Source organism: Pseudomonas sp. MAFF 730105 (assembly GCF_055380705.1).
The window spans coordinates 5,821,092-5,839,758 of record NZ_AP018438.1 but is presented as its reverse complement, the minus strand read 5'-3'; the positions used below and the strand labels follow the sequence as shown (position 1 = coordinate 5,839,758).

Sequence of the window (18,667 nt, the reverse complement as noted above, 5' to 3'; positions counted from 1 at the left end):
GAGGGGCCGTTGTGGCTTTGTGTCTAGCCGTTGAAAAACACATTGCACCGGGAACACCACCCTTCAGCTGCGCTCCGGTTCATTGGAAAACGGAAGGGGGGATGACCTGAGTTGGCAACCGTCAAAACCAGTGAGAACCCTGTGAATTCACGCCGAATCTCCTCGGCTGGAACGCTCATGCCTACCTCATCGACTATTCGAAGAACCCCGCCCGATACCCTGCGGTCAATCCGTCGCCACTCGAGGTGCCAGCCTGTTATCCACGTGAAATCTCGAATTTGATAATCGCCGGTAGCGCTTTGGCATTGAGCGAGTTTCTGGTTGGAAAGGTCAAAGACAAAAAATAGGGGGCTTGGAAAGCCGAGCAGTTGAGTATCGTCCAGGCTCAAACCTTCTTTTAGGTTTATGGACGCTACAAGTGCTTTTGCTCTTCTCTTGCGCCGGATCAAATGCCATACGGAAAGGCAAAAAATAGAAACAGAAGCCAGGAAGAGCTGGCGTGCTTCGGCGGTAAGCTTATCGGGCCAATACGCAATCACGCCCCACACGAGTGCTGTCGTGGTAAGGCCGGATAACCAGGCGGCGGGGATCACCATACTGTTAGCGAGGCTGGTTCCTAGCGTCCTTAGACAGCTATTCATTACTTATCCAATGTCATTCGTAAAAGAGCGCGCAGGTTATCACTGGGAGCGTCCAGGCATTGCACATAGCCGGCTGAGTAGCGTGCTTTCGTACGACTGTTACGGTGACTTCACGCATCCTTGCGTGTGTTTGTCTGCTGGTTTTCAGGCGTTAAAAAGCCGGCTTATGGCCGGCTTCTCGTTGACTGACTCAGTTTGTTTTTGACAAACCTCACCAGCCTTCAAAACGTACATCCGGCTCTTGCGGCCGGCTGTGGGACTTGGTCAGAAAGTGATCTGCCTTGTCGGTGCGAGGCATGGGCTCGCAAATGTGGGGCGCAGGATACGCGGGTTTTCTTCGGAAGCCCAGGGGTAAGTGGTGTGGAATCATTGGGTTACCGGTGATTCAAAGGACAAAGTGGGGGCTGCTTTGCAGCCCAGCGGGGATGAATCCCCTCGCCACAGAGGATCTCCTTGGTACAAGCAATCTCCTTGAGGCAGGGAGCGCTGGCTACTGTCCTTTAGTCCAGAGGCTCAATCGAATACCTGCGGGCGTTGCTTGTTGAGGGTGGACCACCAGAATACCCAGCCCAGTACCCTGATGTTTTGCGCTTCGATCTGTTCGGCGCTGAAGACTTCGTCCGGGTAGGCGGTGCTGTTGTGGCTGCGTAGGCGCAGGCGGTTGCCGGGGATTCGGTGGAGGTATTTGATGCGTAGCATGCCGTCGTGTTCGAGGGCGTAGATCTGGCCGTCGATGACTTGGGTGAGTCCGCGGTCGATGGCGAGGATCGAGCCGTCTTCGATGCGTTCGGCCATGCTGTCGCCGACCATGGTGGTGCAGATGGCGTCGTTGGGGTTTATTTCCAGGGATTCGAGGTGGCTGCGGGGCAGGCGTATGGATTGGTCGGGGATTTCGGTGATGTGGGTTTTGTTGCTGCCCGTCGCGATAGGGGCTTCTGTGTAGAAGGGCAGTTCGACGTCCTGGGATTCCGCCACGCTGTAGACGCCCTGGACCTCGGCGGCTTCATAGGTGGTGCCGGGGCCGAGGCCCAACGGGGTCTGTGGGCCTTCGCCGTGGGCGAGCCACTGCGGGCTGACGGTCAGCAGGCCGGCGATACTGTGGATACGACCCGGCGGGATGCCGCGGTTGAACCAGTTGTTCACGTGCTGCGATTTAACGCCGTATAACTTCGCGAAGTCGGCGGATCGGATTTGTGCTTCTTTGAGAAGGGCTCTGAAGCGGTCGCCACTGGAGGTCTTTTTCATAAACGGAAAGTTTAGGAGCGACTGTGTTTTGAGCAATAAACAAGTCGTTCAAATTTATAAGACGATCTTTCCGTTTGCAGGATTTGAAAGCGGTGGGATAAACGCAATTAAACACTGTTAATACATTTTCGTATTAAGCGCTATTAAGGCATAAAAAAACCCCGGTGCAAACCGGGGTTCTTCTTTAAATCAGTTTCAGCCTTTGTAGGCGGCAACCGACTTGGTGATCGCTTCGCGAGCGGCGTCAGCACCGGCCCAGCCTTCGATCTTGACCCACTTGCCTTTTTCGAGGTCTTTGTAGTTCTCGAAGAAGTGTTCGATCTGCTGGATCAGCAGCGCTGGCAGGTCGGTGTATTCCTTCACGTTGACGTACAGTTGCGACAGTTTGTCGTGTGGCACTGCGATGACTTTGGCATCGCCGCCGCCGTCGTCGGTCATGTTCAGGATGCCGACCGGACGGGCGCGGATGACCGAGCCAGGGGCCACTGGGTAAGGGGTCACGACCAGCACGTCGAGGGGGTCACCGTCGTCGGCCAGGGTGTTGGGGATGTAACCGTAGTTGGCCGGGTAGAACATTGGGGTGGCCATGAAGCGGTCAACGAACAGGCAATCGCTGTCCTTGTCGATTTCGTATTTGATCGGGGCGTGGTTGGCCGGAATTTCGATCGCAACGTAGATGTCGTTCGGCAGGTCTTTGCCAGCCGGAATCTTGCTGTAACTCATTGGGCGGTGTCCCCGTTAGTTGACCAAAAGGCTGGTCGGATTGACCAAAAGTGGCGGCGATTATAGGCATATTCAGCCATCGATGCCACGTTACCAGGGTCTTAGAGACCTTAGTATGACGCCTGATAGACCGGATCTTCGGCCTGAAGTTGCCGCAGCCGGGCCAAAGGATCCTGGCGGTAGAACGCCTTGAGTTGGGCATAGACCTTCGGGTACGCCTGGTGCAGCAGGTCCGGGGCGCTGAAGAAGTATTCGCTGGTGACGGCGAAGAACTCCTCCGGGTTTTCTGCGGCGTAGGGGTCGATGAGGGTTTCGGCGTCCGGGTTATGGTCCAGTTGGCGGTTGAGGTCGTCGAAGGCCTGTTGCATGGCTTCGGCCCAGTCGCTGACCCGCATGTCGGCGTGCAGCGGTGGCAGGCCGTTGGCGTCGCCGTTGAGCATGTCGAGTTTGTGCGCCAGTTCGTGGATCACCAGGTTGTAGCCGTCCCAGCCCCCGCTGGCGAGCACGCCGTCCCAGGCCAGGATGATCGGGCCTTGGGGCCAGGCTTCGCCGCTGTGTTCGCCGTCCCATTCGTGTTCGATGCCGCTGGCGTCGCGATGGCGCTGGGGGCTGAGGAAGTCGTCAGGGTAGAGGACGATTTCGTGGAAGCCCTGGTACCAGTTCAGCTCGCCCAGGTGCATCAGCGGCAATTGGGCCTGGGCGGCGAGCAGCAGGCGTTGTTCCTGATGCAATTCGACGCCGGGCAGGGCGGTCAGGTGTTTGTCCCGCAGGAACAGCACGCAGGCTTCACGCAGCCACTGGTCCTCGGCGGCGCTGATGCCGTCGAGGAAGCTCAGGTGATGACGCACGCGCTGCCAGGTGTCCTCGGCCACGGGATGCTTGGCGAGGGTGCGTTGGCGGCGCCAGTTGCTCAGGGACCACATGGGCGATCAGGCTTTCGAAGCACGCTGGCCCAGTTTACTGCGGACCAGGCTGATGATCATTGGCAACAGCGATACCAGAATGATGCCCACCACCAGCAGCGACAGGTTCTGCTTGATGAAGGGTACGTTGCCGAAGAAGTAGCCGAGGGTGACCAGGCCACCGACCCACAGGACGGTGCCGAGCACGCTGAAGCCGAAGAAGCGCGCATAGGGCATTTTCCCCACGCCGGCGACGAAGGGCGCGAAGGTGCGGATGATCGGCAGGAAGCGCGCCAGGGTCACGGTTTTGCCACCGTGCTTGTCGTAGAAGTCGTGGGTTTGCTGCAGGTAGTCGCGGCGGAAGATTTTCGAGTTGGGGTTGCTGAACAACTTCTCGCCCGCCGTGCGGCCGATGAGGTAGTTGGTGCTGTCGCCGAGGATCGCCGCCAGCATCAGCAGGCCGCCCAGCAGCACCGGGTCCATGCTGCCGCCTGCGGCTACGGCGCCGGCGATGAACAGCAGCGAGTCACCGGGCAGGAATGGCGTTACCACCAGGCCGGTTTCACAGAAGATCACCAGGAACAGGATGGCGTAAACCCACGTGCCGTAGTTGGTCACCAGCATGTCGAGGTACACATCGAGATGCAGAATGAGGTCGAGGGGATTGAAATCCATGCAATACACCTGTGATGACGGCCGGGTTGGGCGGGCTTGTGGGTCTGGCTTTGAGTAAGACTACTGGGTTTGTAGCTTTTCCTTACAAGCCGGGAAGATCGGGATTATACGGGCTGGAATGTGATGGGCGTGTTGAGTTTGTTGCGGGGGATTTCGGTTTTTGCAATATCGATTGATCGTTCCCACGCTCCGCGTGGGAATGCATCCTGTGACGCTCTGCGTCACCTTTGCTGAAGCGGAACGCTGAGCGTGGGAACGATCAGTGGCATTCAGGTGAGATCTTCGCTGATTGGCAACACGTAGTTCTTGAACTCGGTGTCTTCCTTGAAACCGATGGACTCGTAGGTCTTCTGCGCCACTTCATTGTTGCTGCTGGTGGAGACGCGCATGCGGACGGCGTTGGTTTCCTTGGCCATTTTTTTCGCGGTGCGGATCAGGTGGTCGGCCACCAGTTGGCGGCGGGCGTCTTCGGCGACGTAGATGTCGTTGAGGATCCACACGCGCTTGAGGGACAGCGACGAGAAGCTTGGGTAGAGCTGGCAGAAGCCCAGCAGCTTGCTGTCGTCGTCATCGGGCAGGGCCAGGTAGATCACCGATTCCTTGCGGCGCAGGCGCTTTTCGAGAAAGGCCCGGGACGAGTCCGGGTATGGCAGCGAGCCATAGAATTCCCGGTATTTGACGAACAATGGGGTCAGCAGGTCCAGGTGTTCCAGGGTCGCTTGAATAATCCGCATGGCAAGTCTCGTTTACAAAGGTCGACACAGAGTCTGACAACAACGGCGCGCTGCCGTGCTTTTGATGCTGCCTGAAAGCGGATCAAAAACGCAATGGATCTACGGATCAGCTTTGGGGCGGCATCAGTAGGAAATTACCTTTCATATCGGCACCGTTTTCCGACTCTAGAGTGTGCACCTGGGCTTCGTCCTTCAGATTGACCCCGGAAAGCTGTCGGCGACAGGCCTCGCGCATCAGGTAGACCAGGCGATGGGCCGCCATGCCGTAGCTCAGGCCTTCGAGCCGGACATTGGAGATGCAGTTGCGATAGGCGTCGGTCAGGCCGACCTTGGGGTTGTAGGTGAAATACAGGCCCAGGCTGTCGGGCGAGCTGAGGCCGGGGCGTTCGCCAATCAGGATCACTGACATTTTTGCCCCAAGGCGTTCAGCCACTTCATCGGCCACCGCGACCCGGCCCTGTTCCACCAGGATGACCGGTGAAACCGACCAGCCGTCGGCGGCGATCTGTTCTTCCAGGCGCGCCAGGAATGGCAAGGTATGGCGATGCACCGCCAGCGCCGACAGGCCGTCGGCCACCACGATGGCAAGGTCGACGCCGCCAGGATGGGCCGCCGCGTAATCGTCCAGCGCCTGCGCCGAAGCTTCATCCAGGCGTCGGCCCAGGTCCGGGCGCTGCAGATAGCTGTTGCGGTCGCTGGCGGCGCTGTGGAGCAACAGGCTCTCGCGGCCGCGCTCGGCCAACTGGGCACGAATGCTCTGGTGGTCGAACGCCAGGTGCACCGCATCCCGCGCCTGGGCGTGGGCGTATTGGAAGTCCAGTTGCGCCTGTGTGGGCAGGCTGGTGCCGGTGCGGCCCAGGGCGATGCGCGCCGGGGTCAGGCGGCGCAGTTCCAGCCAGGGGTTTTGCGAATCGACAGGTTTTTTGTCCATCGGCAGGTCACTCATCCCAAGTGCGCCAGGGCGTGACGAAACGCCGGAGGCAGGTTGTCGCCGAACCGCACCCGGCCGTCGGCCTGGGTGAAGATGCCCATGTTTGCCAGCCATTGCTCGAACTCCGGCGCCGGCTTCAGGCCCAGGGTCTGGCGGGCGTAGAGGGCGTCGTGGAACGAGGTGGTCTGGTAGTTGAGCATGATGTCGTCGGAGCCGGGGATGCCCATGATGAAGTTGATCCCGGCCACGCCGAGCAAGGTCAGCAGGGTGTCCATGTCGTCCTGGTCGGCTTCGGCGTGGTTGGTGTAGCAGATGTCGCAACCCATCGGCACGCCCAGCAGCTTGCCGCAGAAGTGGTCTTCGAGGCCGGCACGGATGATTTGTTTGCCGTTGTACAGGTATTCCGGGCCGATGAAGCCTACAACGGTGTTGACCAGGAACGGGTTGAAATGTCGTGCCACGGCGTAGGCCCGGGTTTCACAGGTCTGTTGATCCACTCCGTGGTGGGCGTTGGCCGACAGGGCGCTGCCCTGGCCGGTTTCGAAATACATCAGGTTGTTGCCCAGGGTGCCGCGATTGAGGCTGAGCCCGGCGTCGTAGCCCTCTTTCAACACGTTGAGGTTGATGCCGAAACTGGCATTGGCCGCTTCGGTGCCGGCGATGGACTGGAACACCAGGTCCAGGGGCACGCCACGGTTGGCCGCTTCGATGGAGGTGGTGACGTGAGTCAGCACGCAGCCCTGGGTCGGGATGTCGTAGCGTTGGATGATGGCGTCGAGCATTTCCAGCATGGCGCAGATCGAGGCCGTGCTGTCGGTGGCCGGGTTGATGCCGATCATGGCGTCGCCGTTGCCGTAGAGCAGGCCGTCGAGGATGCTCGCGGCGATCCCGGCCGGTTCGTCGGTGGGGTGGTTCGGTTGCAGGCGCGTGGACAAGCGTCCGCGCAGGCCGAGGGTGCCGCGGAATTTCGTCACCACGCGGATTTTCTGCGCCACCAGCACCAGGTCCTGAACCCGCATGATCTTGGACACGGCGGCGACCATTTCCGGGGTCAGGCCGGGGGCCAGTGCCCGCAGGCTGTGTTCGTCGGCGGCGTCACTGAGCAACCAGTCGCGAAGGCCGCCGACCGTGAGGTGGCTGACCACGGCGAAGGCGTGTTTGTCGTGGGTGTCGACGATCAGCCGGGTGACTTCGTCGGCTTCGTAGGGAATCAGCATTTCTTGCAGAAAATGGCTGAGGGGCAGGTCAGCCAGGGCCATTTGCGCGGCCACGCGCTCGCCGTCGTTGAGCGCCGCGACACCGGCAAGGAAATCCCCGGAACGCGCCGGGCTGGCTTTGGCCATCAGCTCTTTGAGGCTGTCGAAACGATAGGTCTGGGCGCCGACGGAATGGGCGAATGCGGCCATGGGCGGTGTCCTCCTGGTTCTCTTGATAACTCAAGTACACCGCAGAAACCCGTGTGGGAGCGAGCCTGCTCGCGATAGCGGAGGGTCAGTAAAACATTTGTCGACTGATACACCGCTATCGCGAGCAGGCTCGCTCCCACAAGGGGATCTGTGTTCAGGCAAGGAACACAGTCCCCCCAGCAGGCTCTGCGTGCACTTCCATAAGGCTGGCGCCGGCCGTTTGGCCCGGCGCCGGTGCACTGTCAGATACCTGTGAGCATAGCGTCCGCCGGGGCATCGGAGCGTTGTTTGGCGGTCAGTTGGAAGTACAGATAGCCAACGAACATGAAGGCGAGGAAGACCAGCCCGATCAGGGTATTGAACCAGGCCATTGCTACCAGGCACACCACGGCCAGGAACAGCGCGATGCCCGGCACGATGGGGTAGCCCGGGGCGCGGAAGGTGCGTTCCAGGTTCGGTTCGACCTTACGCAACCGGAACAGGCTGAGCATGCTGATGATGTACATCACGATGGCGCCGAACACCGACATGGTGATCATCGCCGCCGTCAGGCTCATGCCCTGCAGGTTCACCAGGCCATCGCTGTAGATCGCCGCGATGCCGATGACGCCGCCGGCCAGGATCGCCCGGTGCGGGGTCTGGAAGCGCGACAGTTTCGCCAGGCTCCGTGGCAGGTAGCCGGCCCGGGCCAGGGCGAAGAACTGCCGCGAGTAGCCGAGGATGATCCCGTGGAAGCTTGCCACGAGGCCGAACAGGCCGATCCACACCAGCATGTGCATCCAGGTGGAGTTATTGCCGACCACGGCTTTCATGGCCTGGGGCAGCGGGTCGTTGATGTTCGACAGCTGGCGCCAGTCGCCCACGCCACCGGCCATGATCATTACGCCGATGGCCAGGAACACCAGGGTCAGGATGCCGCTGACGTAGGCACGGGGAATCGTGCGTTTCGGGTCCTTGGCTTCTTCGGCGGCCATGGCCGCGCCTTCGATGGCGAGGAAGAACCAGATCGCGAAGGGGATCGCCGCAAAAATGCCCGGAATTGAAGCGAGGCTGAACTCGTTTGCACCAGACCAGCCGTTGAGCACGAAGTTACTGAAGCTGAAACCCGGTGCGACCACGCCCATGAACACCAGCAGTTCGGCCACCGCCAGCACAGTGACCACCAGCTCGAACGCCGCGGCGATGCTGACGCCGAGGATGTTGAGAGTCATGAACACGATGTAGGCGCCGACCGCTGCGATCTTGGGGTCCAGATCCGGAAACTGCACGTTGAGGTAAGCACCGATGGCCATGGCGATGGCCGGTGGCGCAAAGACGAATTCGATCAGCGTGGCGATCCCGGCAATCAGGCCGCCTTTCTCGCCAAAGGCCCGCCGGCTGTAGGCGAACGGCCCGCCCGCGTGGGGGATCGCGGTGGTCAGTTCGGTAAAACTGAAGATGAAACAGGTGTACATCAGCGCCACCATCAGCGCAGTGATCAGAAACCCGAGGGTCCCCGCGGTGCCCCAGCCGTAACTCCAGCCGAAGTATTCGCCCGAGATCACCAGGCCGACGGCGATGCCCCATAAATGGAGGGTGCCGAGTGTGGGTTTGAGTTGGGTATTAGTTGTCATAAGTCCTCGCTGTTCTTTTTGATCTGTTGGACTTTCAGTAGGGGTGTGCAGCGGATACGCAAAGCTCATGCCAGCGACAGGGCATTGATTCTATGGTGTGGATGGAGGACTTCTTGTCGATCGTTCCCACGCTCCGCGTGGGAATGCAGCCTGGGGCGCTCCGCGCTCCTTCAAGCCGAACGCAGAGCATCCGTTGAGGCGTTCCCACGCAGAGCGTGGGAACGATCAGCTCCAGGCTTAGAAAAAGCCCAGCGGATTGATGTCGTAGCTCACCAGCAGGTTCTTGGTCTGCTGGTAGTGATCGAGCATCATCTTGTGGGTTTCACGCCCTACGCCGGATTTCTTGTAGCCACCGAACGCCGCATGGGCCGGGTAGAGGTGGTAGCAGTTGGTCCAGACGCGACCGGCCTTGATCGCCCGGCCCATGCGGTAGGCGCGGTTGATGTCGCGGGTCCACAGGCCGGCGCCGAGGCCGAACTCGGTGTCGTTGGCGATGGCCAGGGCTTCGGCTTCATCCTTGAAGGTGGTGATGCTCACTACCGGGCCGAAGATTTCTTCCTGGAACACGCGCATCTTGTTGGTGCCCTTGAGCAGGGTCGGCTGGATGTAATACCCGCTGGCGAGGTTGCCTTCGAGTTTTTCCACCTGGCCGCCGGTCAGCAACTGGGCGCCTTCGCCCTTGGCGATTTCCAGGTACGAGAGGATCTTGTCGAACTGCTGCTCGGACGCCTGGGCGCCGACCATGGTGTCGGTGTCCAGCGGGTCGCCGCGTTTGATCTGCTCGATCTTCTTCATCACCACTTGCATGAATTCGTCGTAGATCGATTCCTGCACCAGGGCGCGGGACGGGCAGGTGCAGACTTCACCCTGGTTGAAGAACGCCAGCACCAGACCTTCGGCGGCCTTCTCGATGAAGCTCGGCTCGGCCTGCATGATGTCTTCAAAGAAGATGTTTGGCGACTTGCCGCCCAGTTCCACGGTGGACGGGATGATGTTTTCGGCGGCGCATTTCATGATGTGCGAGCCGACCGGGGTCGAACCGGTGAAGGCAATCTTGGCGATGCGCTTGCTGGTCGCCAGGGCTTCGCCAGCTTCCTTGCCGAAACCTTGCACTACGTTCAGCACGCCGGGCGGCAGCAGGTCACCGATCAGTTCCATGAGCACGCAGATGCCCAGTGGGGTTTGCTCGGCGGGCTTGAGCACCACGCAGTTGCCGGCGGCCAGGGCCGGGGCGAGTTTCCAGGCGGCCATCAGCAGCGGGAAGTTCCACGGGATGATCTGCCCGACCACGCCCAGCGGCTCGTGGATGTGATAGGCCACGGTGTTGCCGTCGATCTCGGCGGCGCTGCCTTCCTGGGCCCGCAGGCAACCGGCGAAGTAGCGGAAGTGGTCGGCGGCCAGGGGGATGTCGGCGTTGAGGGTTTCGCGCACGGCCTTGCCGTTGTCCCAGGATTCGGTGATCGCCAGGGTTTCGAGGTTCTGTTCGATGCGGTCGGCGATTTTCAGCAGGATCAGCGAACGGGCCTGGACCGAGGTGGCGCCCCAGGCATCGGCAGCGGCGTGGGCGGCGTCCAGGGCTTTTTCGATGTCTTCGGCCGTGGAACGCGGGAATTCGGCAATGGGCTGGCCATTGACCGGGGAAGTATTGGTGAAGTACTGACCTTTGACAGGCGCGACGAACTCGCCGCCGATGTAGTTACCGTATTTGCTCTTGAACGAGACGATAGCGCCTTCAGTACCGGGGTGAGCGTAACGCATGGTGAGTTCTCCTTGGCTTTTGTGCTTATACGGGAGGCCGCGCAAATTGAGCGCTGGTATTTAAGCCTAGAGCAAAGGTCGGGCCATTGCCGTGCAGAGCCCGGAAATCAAGACGTTGAGGGGATTTCTTCGGACCAATGGAGGCCCCGCGTGACGATTGCGATACAGAGGGTGTGACACTTTGTGCCAATTGTGAGACAGCCGTTGACCGACGGGTCACGCCAGCATTGCAAAGCGCTTGTGCCTGGAGGATGCTGGGGCAATCTGTGAGTTGCCCAAGTATCGATGGAGACGCGGGCATTCGGTGGGAGCAAGGCTTGCCCGCGATGAACGATGACGCGGTCTACCTGTGATCCGCGCCAAGGCAATCGCGGGCAAGCCTTGCTCCCACAGAAACAACCCTTTACCTGGGGCTAGGTGTTCAGCAGTGACTCCAGCAAGGCCGCAACCTTCGGGGAGAATAATAAGAAATGCACAGCAACCATTTGAGTCGCCATGCCCAGCAGGTCCTGACAGTTACCCAGGGCAAGGCCCATCTGCAAGGACCCGGCAGCGATCCGTCGATTGCCCGTTCCTGGCTGCGCTGCCTCGAGGACTATCACCTGGACCCAGCCCAGAACCTGGCGCCGACGGTGCTTGAGCATGGCCGGGTGCTGGAAAGCCGCGAGCGTCTGCAGCAAGTGCTGCACATTGCCGGTTCCGAAATGACCAGCCTGCACCAGCAATTGTCCGGCGCCGGCCACGCGGTGCTGCTCACCGACGCCCGGGGCGTGATCCTCAACTGCGTCACCGCTCCCAGCGAGCGCAAGATTTTCGAACGGGCCGGCCTCTGGCTCGGTGCCGATTGGAGCGAAGCCTGCGAAGGCACCAATGGCATCGGCACCTGCCTGGTGGAGCGCCAGGCGCTGACCATCCATCAGGAAGAACATTTTCGTGGTCGCCACACCGGCCTGACCTGCTCGGCCAGCCCGGTGTTCGACCCACATGGCGAACTGCTGGCGGTGCTCGACGTGTCCTCGGCCCGGCCGGACGTGTCGCGCCAGAGCCAGTTCCACACCATGGCGTTGGTCAATCTCTCGGCGAAGATGATCGAGAGCTGCTATTTCCTGCGCTGCTTCGACAATCAATGGTTGCTGCGCTTTCATCTGCAGGCCGAGTCCGTGGGGTTGTTCAGCGAAGGGCTGCTGGCGTTCGATGGAGAAGGGCGGATCAGCGCCGTCAACCAGAGTGCACTCAACCTGCTGGGGCACATTCGTGGTGGCTTGCTGGGCCAGCCGGTAGAGGCGTTTTTCGATTGTTCACTGGACGAGTTGCTGGGCCGGGCCAGCGCCCAGGCCAGCGCCAGTTGGCCGCTGCGCACCCGTGATGGTCGGCATTTGTTCGCGGTGCTGCGTGGTCAGCCTCGTAGCATCCCGGTTCCGCTTGTCCCGGCGCCCAAAGCCATGGAGCCTGCGCGACTGACGGGCATCTGCCTGGGGGATGCGCAACTGCAGGAGCATTTCCGCAAGGCGTTGCGGGTGTTCGAGCGTGATGTACCGCTGCTGATCAACGGTGAAACCGGTTGTGGCAAGGAAGCCTTCGCCAAGGCCGTGCATCACGCCAGCCAGCGCGCCGGGAAAAACTTCGTTGCCCTCAATTGTGCAGCCATCCCCGAAAGCCTGATCGAGAGCGAGCTGTTCGGCTATCGCGGTGGCAGCTTTACCGGTGCCCGCAAGGAGGGCATGCGCGGCAAGCTGCAACAGGCCGACGGCGGCACCTTGTTCCTGGATGAAATCGGCGATATGCCCTTGACTTTGCAGACCCGTTTGCTGCGGGTGTTGGAGGATCGCCAAGTGGTGCCTATTGGCGGCGAACCCGAGATGGTGAACGTGCGCATCATCAGCGCCACCCACCGGCAATTGCTTGAGCGGGTGCAGGACGGCAGCTTCCGCGAGGACTTGTACTACCGGCTCAACGGCCTGGAAATTCCTTTGCCGGCATTGCGCGAGCGCAGCGACAAGTCGCAGTTGCTGGATTTTCTGCTGGCCGAAGAAAGTGGCACCGAGACAGTGTTCATCGACGAACCGGCGCGCCGGGCGCTCCTGGCGTTCGACTGGCCGGGCAACGTGCGGCAGATGCGTAACGTCCTGCGCACCCTCGCCGCGTTGTGCGACGGTGGCAGGGTCGGGCTGGACGACCTGCCGGCGATGATTCGCCAGGCACGCCCGGCATTGGAGGAAACACCCGCGTCCGAACATCCGCTGGAGGATGCGGAACGTCTGGCGTTGCTCAATGCGCTGGAACAGACCCGCTGGCACATGACCAACACGGCCGAGCAACTGGGCATCAGCCGCAATACCCTCTACCGGAAACTGCGCAAACACGCGATCGCTCGCTGATCACCGCTCCTCCAGGCACCGAAGCCCCCCCTGTGGGAGCGAGCCTGCTCGCGATAGCGGTGGATCAGCTTGCGGCCATGTTGCATGTGCCGACGTCATCGCGAGCAGGCTCGCTCCCACAGGGATTTGGGTGTGCCTTAAAGACAAGGTGCGATTTCCCCCTCCCTACGCTAACCTGCGGCCATGTTTTACGAGGTCGACTATGCACATCCATATTCTCGGTATTTGCGGCACTTTCATGGGTTCGATGGCGGTCTTGGCCAAGGAGCTGGGCCATCATGTGACCGGTTCCGACGCCAACGTCTACCCGCCGATGAGCACTCAACTGGAAGCTCAGGGCATCGAGCTGACCCAGGGTTATGACCCGGCGCAACTGGACCCGGCACCGGACCTGGTGGTCATAGGCAACGCCATGTCCCGTGGCAACCCGGCGGTGGAGTACGTGCTCAACAAAGGCCTGCCGTATGTGTCCGGGCCGCAGTGGCTGGCCGACCACGTGTTGCAGGGCCGTTGGGTCCTGGCTGTGGCGGGTACCCACGGCAAGACCACCACCAGCAGCATGCTCGCCTGGGTGTTGGAACACGCGGGCATGAGTCCGGGCTTCCTGATCGGCGGTGTGCCGCAGAATTTCTCGGTGTCGGCGCGCCTGGGCGGTACGCCGTTCTTCGTGATCGAAGCCGATGAATACGACAGTGCGTTTTTCGACAAGCGTTCGAAATTCGTCCACTACCGCCCGCGCACGGCGATCCTGAATAACCTGGAATTCGATCACGCGGACATCTTCCCTGATCTGGCGGCCATCGAGCGGCAATTCCACCATCTGGTGCGCACCATTCCAAGCGAAGGCCTGGTGATTCACCCGACCACCGAGCCGGCCTTGCAGCGGGTCATCGAAATGGGCTGCTGGACCCCGGTGCAGACCACCGGCGCGGGCGGACAGTGGCAAGTCAAGTTGCTGAAGGAAGATGGTTCGCAGTTCGAGGTGATGTTCGAAGGCCAGTCCCAAGGCGTCGTGGAGTGGGAATTGACCGGCCAGCACAACGTCGCCAACGCCCTGGCTACCTTGGCGGCCGCGCGTCATGTGGGTGTGGTGCCGTCGATGGGCATTGCCGCATTGAGTGCGTTCAAGAGCGTCAAGCGTCGCATGGAAAAGGTCGCCGAAGTGCACGGCATCACCATCTATGATGATTTCGCCCACCATCCGACCGCCATTGCCACCACCCTCGACGGTTTGCGCAAACGTATTGGCGATGCGCCGCTGATCGCGATCATCGAGCCGCGCTCCAACTCGATGAAACTTGGCGCCCACCGCGATGGCCTGCCGGAAAGCGTGGTCGATGCCGATCAGGTGATCTGGTATGCGCCGGCCAACCTCGGTTGGGACCTGGGGGCCACGGCCGCACTGTGCACGGTGCCGTCGATTGTCAGCGATTCCCTGGAAGGCATCATCGAGCGCGTGAAGAGCCAGGCCCAGCCCGGCACCCACGTGGTGATCATGAGCAACGGCGGCTTCGGTGGCCTGCACGGCAAACTGGCTGAGGCGCTGCAATGAACACTCGCTTCGAGAGCAATGGTCCGGAGCGCATCACGCTGGCGATGACCGGTGCGTCCGGCGCCCAGTACGGCTTGCGCCTGCTCGATTGCCTGGTGCGGGAAGACCGTGAGGTGCACTTTCTCATTTCCAAGGCCGCGCAGTTGGTGATGGCTACGGAAACCGACGTGACCCTGCCGGCCAAGACCCAGATGATGCAGGCCTTCCTCACCGAATACACCGGGGCGGCGGCGGGGCAGATCCGGGTGTACGGCAAGGAAGACTGGATGTCGCCGGTGGCGTCGGGCTCCGGCTCGCCGGCGGCCATGGTGGTGGTGCCGTGTTCCACCGGCACGCTGTCGGCGATTGCCACCGGGGCCTGCAACAACCTGATCGAACGGGCCGCGGACGTGACGCTCAAGGAGCGCCGCCAGTTGATCCTCGTGCCGCGGGAGGCGCCGTATTCGAGCATTCACCTGGAGCACATGCTCAAGTTGTCGAACATGGGCGTGACCATCCTGCCGGCCTCGCCGGGCTTCTATCACCAGCCGCAGACCATCGACGATCTGATCGATTTCGTGGTCGCGCGGATTCTCAACCTGATGAATATCCCCCAGGACATGTTGCCGCGCTGGGGCGAGCACCATTTGAGCAGTGATGAATAAGCTGTTGATCGTTCTGCTGGCGCTGCAACTGACCGGCTGCGCCACCGCCCGCACCCTCGACGCCGCCAAGCCTGGCGCACCGGTGGTGTATGCGGGTACTCGCCTGGATCTTTACGCCCTCAACGGTAGCTGCTGCGCCAAGGATCGCTTTGGCGCCGAAGCCCCGAGCTATCCTGGCGTCGATCTGCCGGGCAGTGCGTTGCTCGACACCTTGTTATTGCCGTTGTCGTTGTTTACGGCGATGGGGTGGGGTTCCAGGCGACGGGTGGGTTGTAATCACCGAATCCTGGCCTTATGGCGAGGTCACTTTCTGTGGGAGCAAAGCTTGCTCGCGATGCGGCCGCCTCGGTTCCAAGGCAAGAAACGCGTCAACTTCATCGCGGGCAAGCCTTGCTCCCACAGTTTGCTGCTGAAAATCCTGTTTCAGCAGCCTTAAGAGTCACTTGCCCAGCTTACGCAACTCATCCGACTCCACCACCCGCACCCCATCCTGTTCTTCCAGCGCCAGGCGCCACATGGCGCGGGCCAGTTGGCAGGCTTCGATGCCGTGGTACTTGCCGGGAATCAGTTTCGACAAGGGCCCGGCCAATTGCTCGGCCAGGCGGGGTTCGACGCGCTCACCCAATAGCAGGGAAGGACGGCAGATGGTCAGCTGCGGCCAGTCCTGGGCCTTGAGCGCGGCTTCCATTTCGCCTTTGACCCGGTTGTAGAAGACGGATGACTTCGCATCAGCCCCCAGGGCGCTGATCACCACCAGATGCCGTGCGCCCAGCGCCCGGGCACGTTTGGCGAAGGCCACGACCAGGTCCAGGTCCACCGCGCGAAAGGCTTGTTCCGAGCCGGCCTTCTTGATGGTGGTGCCGAGGCAGCAGAAGGCGATGTCGACCTGGCCGCTGAGGCGAGGCAATACGTCGGCCGGTTCCCCAACCGGGTTTTCCAGGCGTGGATGCTCGGCCAACGGCCGGCGGGAGGGCGCCAGGACGCGGCTGATGGTCGGCTCGTTGAGCAGCCGATCCAGCAGGTGTTCCCCGGTCAATCCGGTAGCGCCGGCGAGCAAAACATGCTGAGGCGTCAAGTACATAGTGTTTCCCCCTTGATACGGTTCAGCTTAGTTGCTCTTTTTGGCCTCGTCGTTCAGTGCAGCACTTTGCAATGCTTTTCGTGCCTGCAATTTGCGCAGCAGTTGCCAGTGGGAGAGGACGGTCCTGGGGGCCCAGATCTGCGGCTCGGACGCCTCGAAATTATCCGCCTGCTCCCGTTCGGCCACAGTGGCCTTGGCCAGCTTGAAGGCTTGTTCCAGGTCGTCGGTCTGGTTCAGCGCCTGGGCGAACAACGCATCGCCGAAATAGGTGAAGTTGGCTTCCTCGGAGCAACCGAAGGACACCCGGTCGGCCCGTGAAGCGGTCATGACCAGGGTGCGTTCGTCCTTGAGCGCCGGGATGAAACCGCCGGAGTAGCAGGCCGAGATCACCACGATCTTGTCGCGGTTCTTCAGCGGTGCCAGCACCACGGCCAGTTCGTCGGCGGGCAGGTCGGCCAGTTCCATGCGTGGCTGGTCGAGTACCAGTTCATGTTCGCTGGTGCCATGGCTGGTCAGGTAGATGAAAATCAGGTCTTCCGGGCCGCTGCGTTCGGCCAGGGTGCTGGCGGCGCGGCGCAGGCTTTCGCGGGTCGCCATGGGGCGGTCGCCCAGGTGATCGCGATGATTGACCAGGCGGATCTGGCCGAACGCGCCGAAACGGCTGGCGAGCATGTTGGCAACATAGTCGGATTCGCGCAGGAACACGCTTTGCTTGCCGTCTCCGCCCAGGGTCAGGCTGTACAGCTCCACTGCTGGTGTCGAAGCGGGGATCTGGGCCAGGGCGTCGTCCAGCAGGCGGCCCTGTGACAGCAGGCCGAGTTCGAGTACGTCCGGCAGCAGCTTGCCATCCGCATCGCGCACCCGCTGGCCGTTGGCCCAGGTGCCGCTTTGTACCGTGCCGTCGGTCAACACCAGGGTGCCGCGCCCGTGGTAACTGTCGTTTTCGAACGCACCGATGTAAAAACTGCCATCGGGCAGGTTCAGGCGGCCCTGGCCGGTAAAGCGCCATTCATTGAAGCGGCCGAGGTAATGGCTGCCATCGGCGCCGATCAGCTCGCCCTTGCCGGTGAGCGCGCCGTCCTTGAACTGGCCGATCCAGACGTCGCCGTCGGCATTTTCGTAGCGGCCGCGGCCGTTGAGCTGGTTGTTCTTGAAGCTGCCGACATAGACATCGCCTTCGGCGCTGTTGAACGTGCCTTTGCCCTGGAGCTGGCCATCGACGAAATGCCCGGTGAACTGGTTGCCGGCGGCATCGAAGCGCTGACCATCGCCGTTGGGCTTGCCGTTGGCGAACGGGCCCTGGTACTGGCTGCCGTCGGCGAGCTCCAGGCGGCCGAGGCCCGAATACCGGTCGGCCTTGAATTCGCCGCGGTAGGTGACGCCGTTTTCCTTGAGCGTGCCTTCGCCGTCCCGTCGCCCCAGCTTGAAGCCACCGGTGTAGCTGCTGGTGGGCGTGTCGAGGCTGCCCTGGCCGTGGAACAGGCCTTGCTGGAACTGGCCGCGATAGACTTCGCCATTGCTGCCGTGCCATTCCCCGGTGCCATGCCATTGGCCTTTGTCGAACTGTCCGGCATACCAACTGCCGTTGGGATAGTCGATGCGTCCCTGGCCCTGCAGCAGCCCGTTCACCAGATCGCCGCGATAGCGTCCGCCATCGGGCAGGCGTGCGTCAGGCGGCAACAGGGATTCGCCATCGCCGCAGGCGGCCAGCAGGAGGGTCAAAGCCAGGGGGAAAAGTAAGCGCATAACGGGATCCAGGTAATCAGGCGACGAGTATGCCGCAGCTATGCGCGATAGAACTAGAGAAGCGGTGCGAAACTGCCTGGGCGGTTTCGCATGCGCAAAGGGTTACACGAAGCAGAGCGACAGGGGTTCGGCGATGTAGGCCGGTTTGTCCGAGCCTTCGATTTCCAGCGTGGCGTTGGCTTTGAGCAGCCATTGGCCGGGTTTTTTCTCGGTGGCATCCACCAGGTCGACTTTGAGCCGCACCTTGGAATCGACCTTTACCGGCTGGATGAAGCGCACGCTGTCCAGTCCGTAGTTGACGACCATTTTCACGCCTTCAGGCAGGATCAGAATGTCTTCCATCAGCTTGGGCATCAGCGAAAGCGACAGGAAGCCGTGGGCAATGGTGCTGCCGAATGGCGTCTGTGCGGCCTTGACCGGATCGACGTGGATGAACTGAAAGTCGCCTGTGGCTTCGGCGAACAGGTTGATGCGGTCCTGGTCGATGGTCAGCCAGTCGGAACGTCCGAGTTCCTTGCCGACATAATCTTTGAGCGCTGCAACGGGAACATAGGGCATTGAGACTCTCCTTGGTTCATCGGTTCTATCTTTGGTACGGGGGTAGGTGGCCTGCGTGGTCAATTCGTGTGCTCAAATTA

At 61.4% G+C, this 18,667-nt stretch carries 16 protein-coding genes and 1 pseudogene; 4 read left to right on the top strand and 13 right to left on the bottom strand.

Annotated features, from left to right (window positions below; all coding sequences use genetic code 11):
- Positions 1-23 precede the first annotated feature (23 nt).
- From PCOSP_RS25620 to exaC, 10 genes are all read right to left on the bottom strand, one after another.
- Entirely contained in the window at positions 24-596 is a 573-nt protein-coding gene (locus PCOSP_RS25620; RefSeq protein ID WP_464709770.1) for a hypothetical protein, read from the bottom strand.
- A gap of 558 nt (positions 597-1,154) precedes the next feature.
- A complete protein-coding gene (locus PCOSP_RS25615) occupies positions 1,155-1,886 on the bottom strand; it encodes a LexA family transcriptional regulator (protein ID WP_139649167.1) in 732 nt (243 codons plus the stop codon).
- Between the two features lie 195 nt (positions 1,887-2,081).
- Positions 2,082-2,609 (bottom strand): inorganic diphosphatase, encoded by a 528-nt coding sequence (ppa, locus tag PCOSP_RS25610; RefSeq protein WP_139649169.1) that lies wholly within the window; start codon positions 2,607-2,609, stop codon positions 2,082-2,084.
- 110 nt (positions 2,610-2,719) lie between these two features.
- The gene (locus tag PCOSP_RS25605; RefSeq protein ID WP_464709769.1) at positions 2,720-3,532 is read right to left on the bottom strand and encodes a M90 family metallopeptidase; all 813 of its coding nucleotides are present in this window, start codon (positions 3,530-3,532) and stop codon (positions 2,720-2,722) included.
- Between the two features lie 6 nt (positions 3,533-3,538).
- A complete protein-coding gene (locus PCOSP_RS25600) occupies positions 3,539-4,186 on the bottom strand; it encodes a DedA family protein (protein WP_139649173.1) in 648 nt (215 codons plus the stop codon).
- 269 nt (positions 4,187-4,455) lie between these two features.
- Positions 4,456-4,920: a GNAT family N-acetyltransferase gene (locus PCOSP_RS25595; RefSeq protein WP_024780096.1), complete on the bottom strand. Its 465-nt coding sequence runs from the start codon at positions 4,918-4,920 to the stop codon at positions 4,456-4,458.
- A 106-nt stretch (positions 4,921-5,026) separates the two neighbouring features.
- Positions 5,027-5,851, bottom strand: a complete 825-nt coding sequence (gene eutC, locus PCOSP_RS25590; RefSeq protein WP_464712000.1) for an ethanolamine ammonia-lyase subunit EutC — start codon at positions 5,849-5,851, stop codon at positions 5,027-5,029.
- Positions 5,852-5,862: 11 nt separating this feature from the next.
- Positions 5,863-7,257 (bottom strand): ethanolamine ammonia-lyase subunit EutB, encoded by a 1,395-nt coding sequence (locus tag PCOSP_RS25585; RefSeq protein WP_464709767.1) that lies wholly within the window; start codon positions 7,255-7,257, stop codon positions 5,863-5,865.
- Positions 7,258-7,499: 242 nt separating this feature from the next.
- Complete coding sequence (gene eat, locus PCOSP_RS25580; protein WP_139649177.1) at positions 7,500-8,870, bottom strand: ethanolamine permease; 1,371 nt, start codon at positions 8,868-8,870, stop codon at positions 7,500-7,502.
- 237 nt (positions 8,871-9,107) lie between these two features.
- Entirely contained in the window at positions 9,108-10,628 is a 1,521-nt protein-coding gene (exaC, locus tag PCOSP_RS25575) for an acetaldehyde dehydrogenase ExaC (protein ID WP_053191367.1), read from the bottom strand.
- A 470-nt stretch (positions 10,629-11,098) separates the two neighbouring features.
- Here exaC and PCOSP_RS25570 point away from each other — a divergent pair, with 470 nt between their 5' ends.
- The 4 genes and pseudogenes from PCOSP_RS25570 (at position 11,099) to PCOSP_RS25555 (ending at position 15,478) form a co-directional block, all read left to right on the top strand.
- Positions 11,099-13,006 carry a sigma-54-dependent Fis family transcriptional regulator gene (locus tag PCOSP_RS25570; protein ID WP_464709765.1) on the top strand — a complete coding sequence of 636 codons (1,908 nt, stop codon included), beginning with the start codon at positions 11,099-11,101 and terminating at the stop codon, positions 13,004-13,006.
- A 202-nt stretch (positions 13,007-13,208) separates the two neighbouring features.
- Complete coding sequence (gene mpl, locus PCOSP_RS25565) at positions 13,209-14,558, top strand: UDP-N-acetylmuramate:L-alanyl-gamma-D-glutamyl-meso-diaminopimelate ligase (protein ID WP_175386583.1); 1,350 nt, start codon at positions 13,209-13,211, stop codon at positions 14,556-14,558.
- Positions 14,555-15,202, top strand: a complete 648-nt coding sequence (gene ubiX / locus PCOSP_RS25560) for a flavin prenyltransferase UbiX (RefSeq protein WP_175363185.1) — start codon at positions 14,555-14,557, stop codon at positions 15,200-15,202. Before mpl ends, ubiX begins: the two co-directional genes overlap by 4 nt.
- A pseudogene (locus PCOSP_RS25555) lies at positions 15,195-15,478 on the top strand (YceK/YidQ family lipoprotein). Before ubiX ends, PCOSP_RS25555 begins: the two are co-directional and overlap by 8 nt.
- Before the next feature lie 163 nt (positions 15,479-15,641).
- On the opposite strand, the gene PCOSP_RS25550 reads toward PCOSP_RS25555, so the two are convergent.
- From PCOSP_RS25550 to PCOSP_RS25540, 3 genes are all read right to left on the bottom strand, one after another.
- Positions 15,642-16,283 (bottom strand): oxidoreductase, encoded by a 642-nt coding sequence (locus PCOSP_RS25550; RefSeq protein WP_175386585.1) that lies wholly within the window; start codon positions 16,281-16,283, stop codon positions 15,642-15,644.
- A gap of 27 nt (positions 16,284-16,310) precedes the next feature.
- Positions 16,311-18,029, bottom strand: a complete 1,719-nt coding sequence (locus PCOSP_RS25545; RefSeq protein ID WP_175363183.1) for a C13 family peptidase — start codon at positions 18,027-18,029, stop codon at positions 16,311-16,313.
- A gap of 102 nt (positions 18,030-18,131) precedes the next feature.
- A complete protein-coding gene (locus PCOSP_RS25540) occupies positions 18,132-18,587 on the bottom strand; it encodes a MaoC family dehydratase (RefSeq protein WP_139649190.1) in 456 nt (151 codons plus the stop codon).
- Between the last annotated feature and the right edge of the window lie 80 nt (positions 18,588-18,667).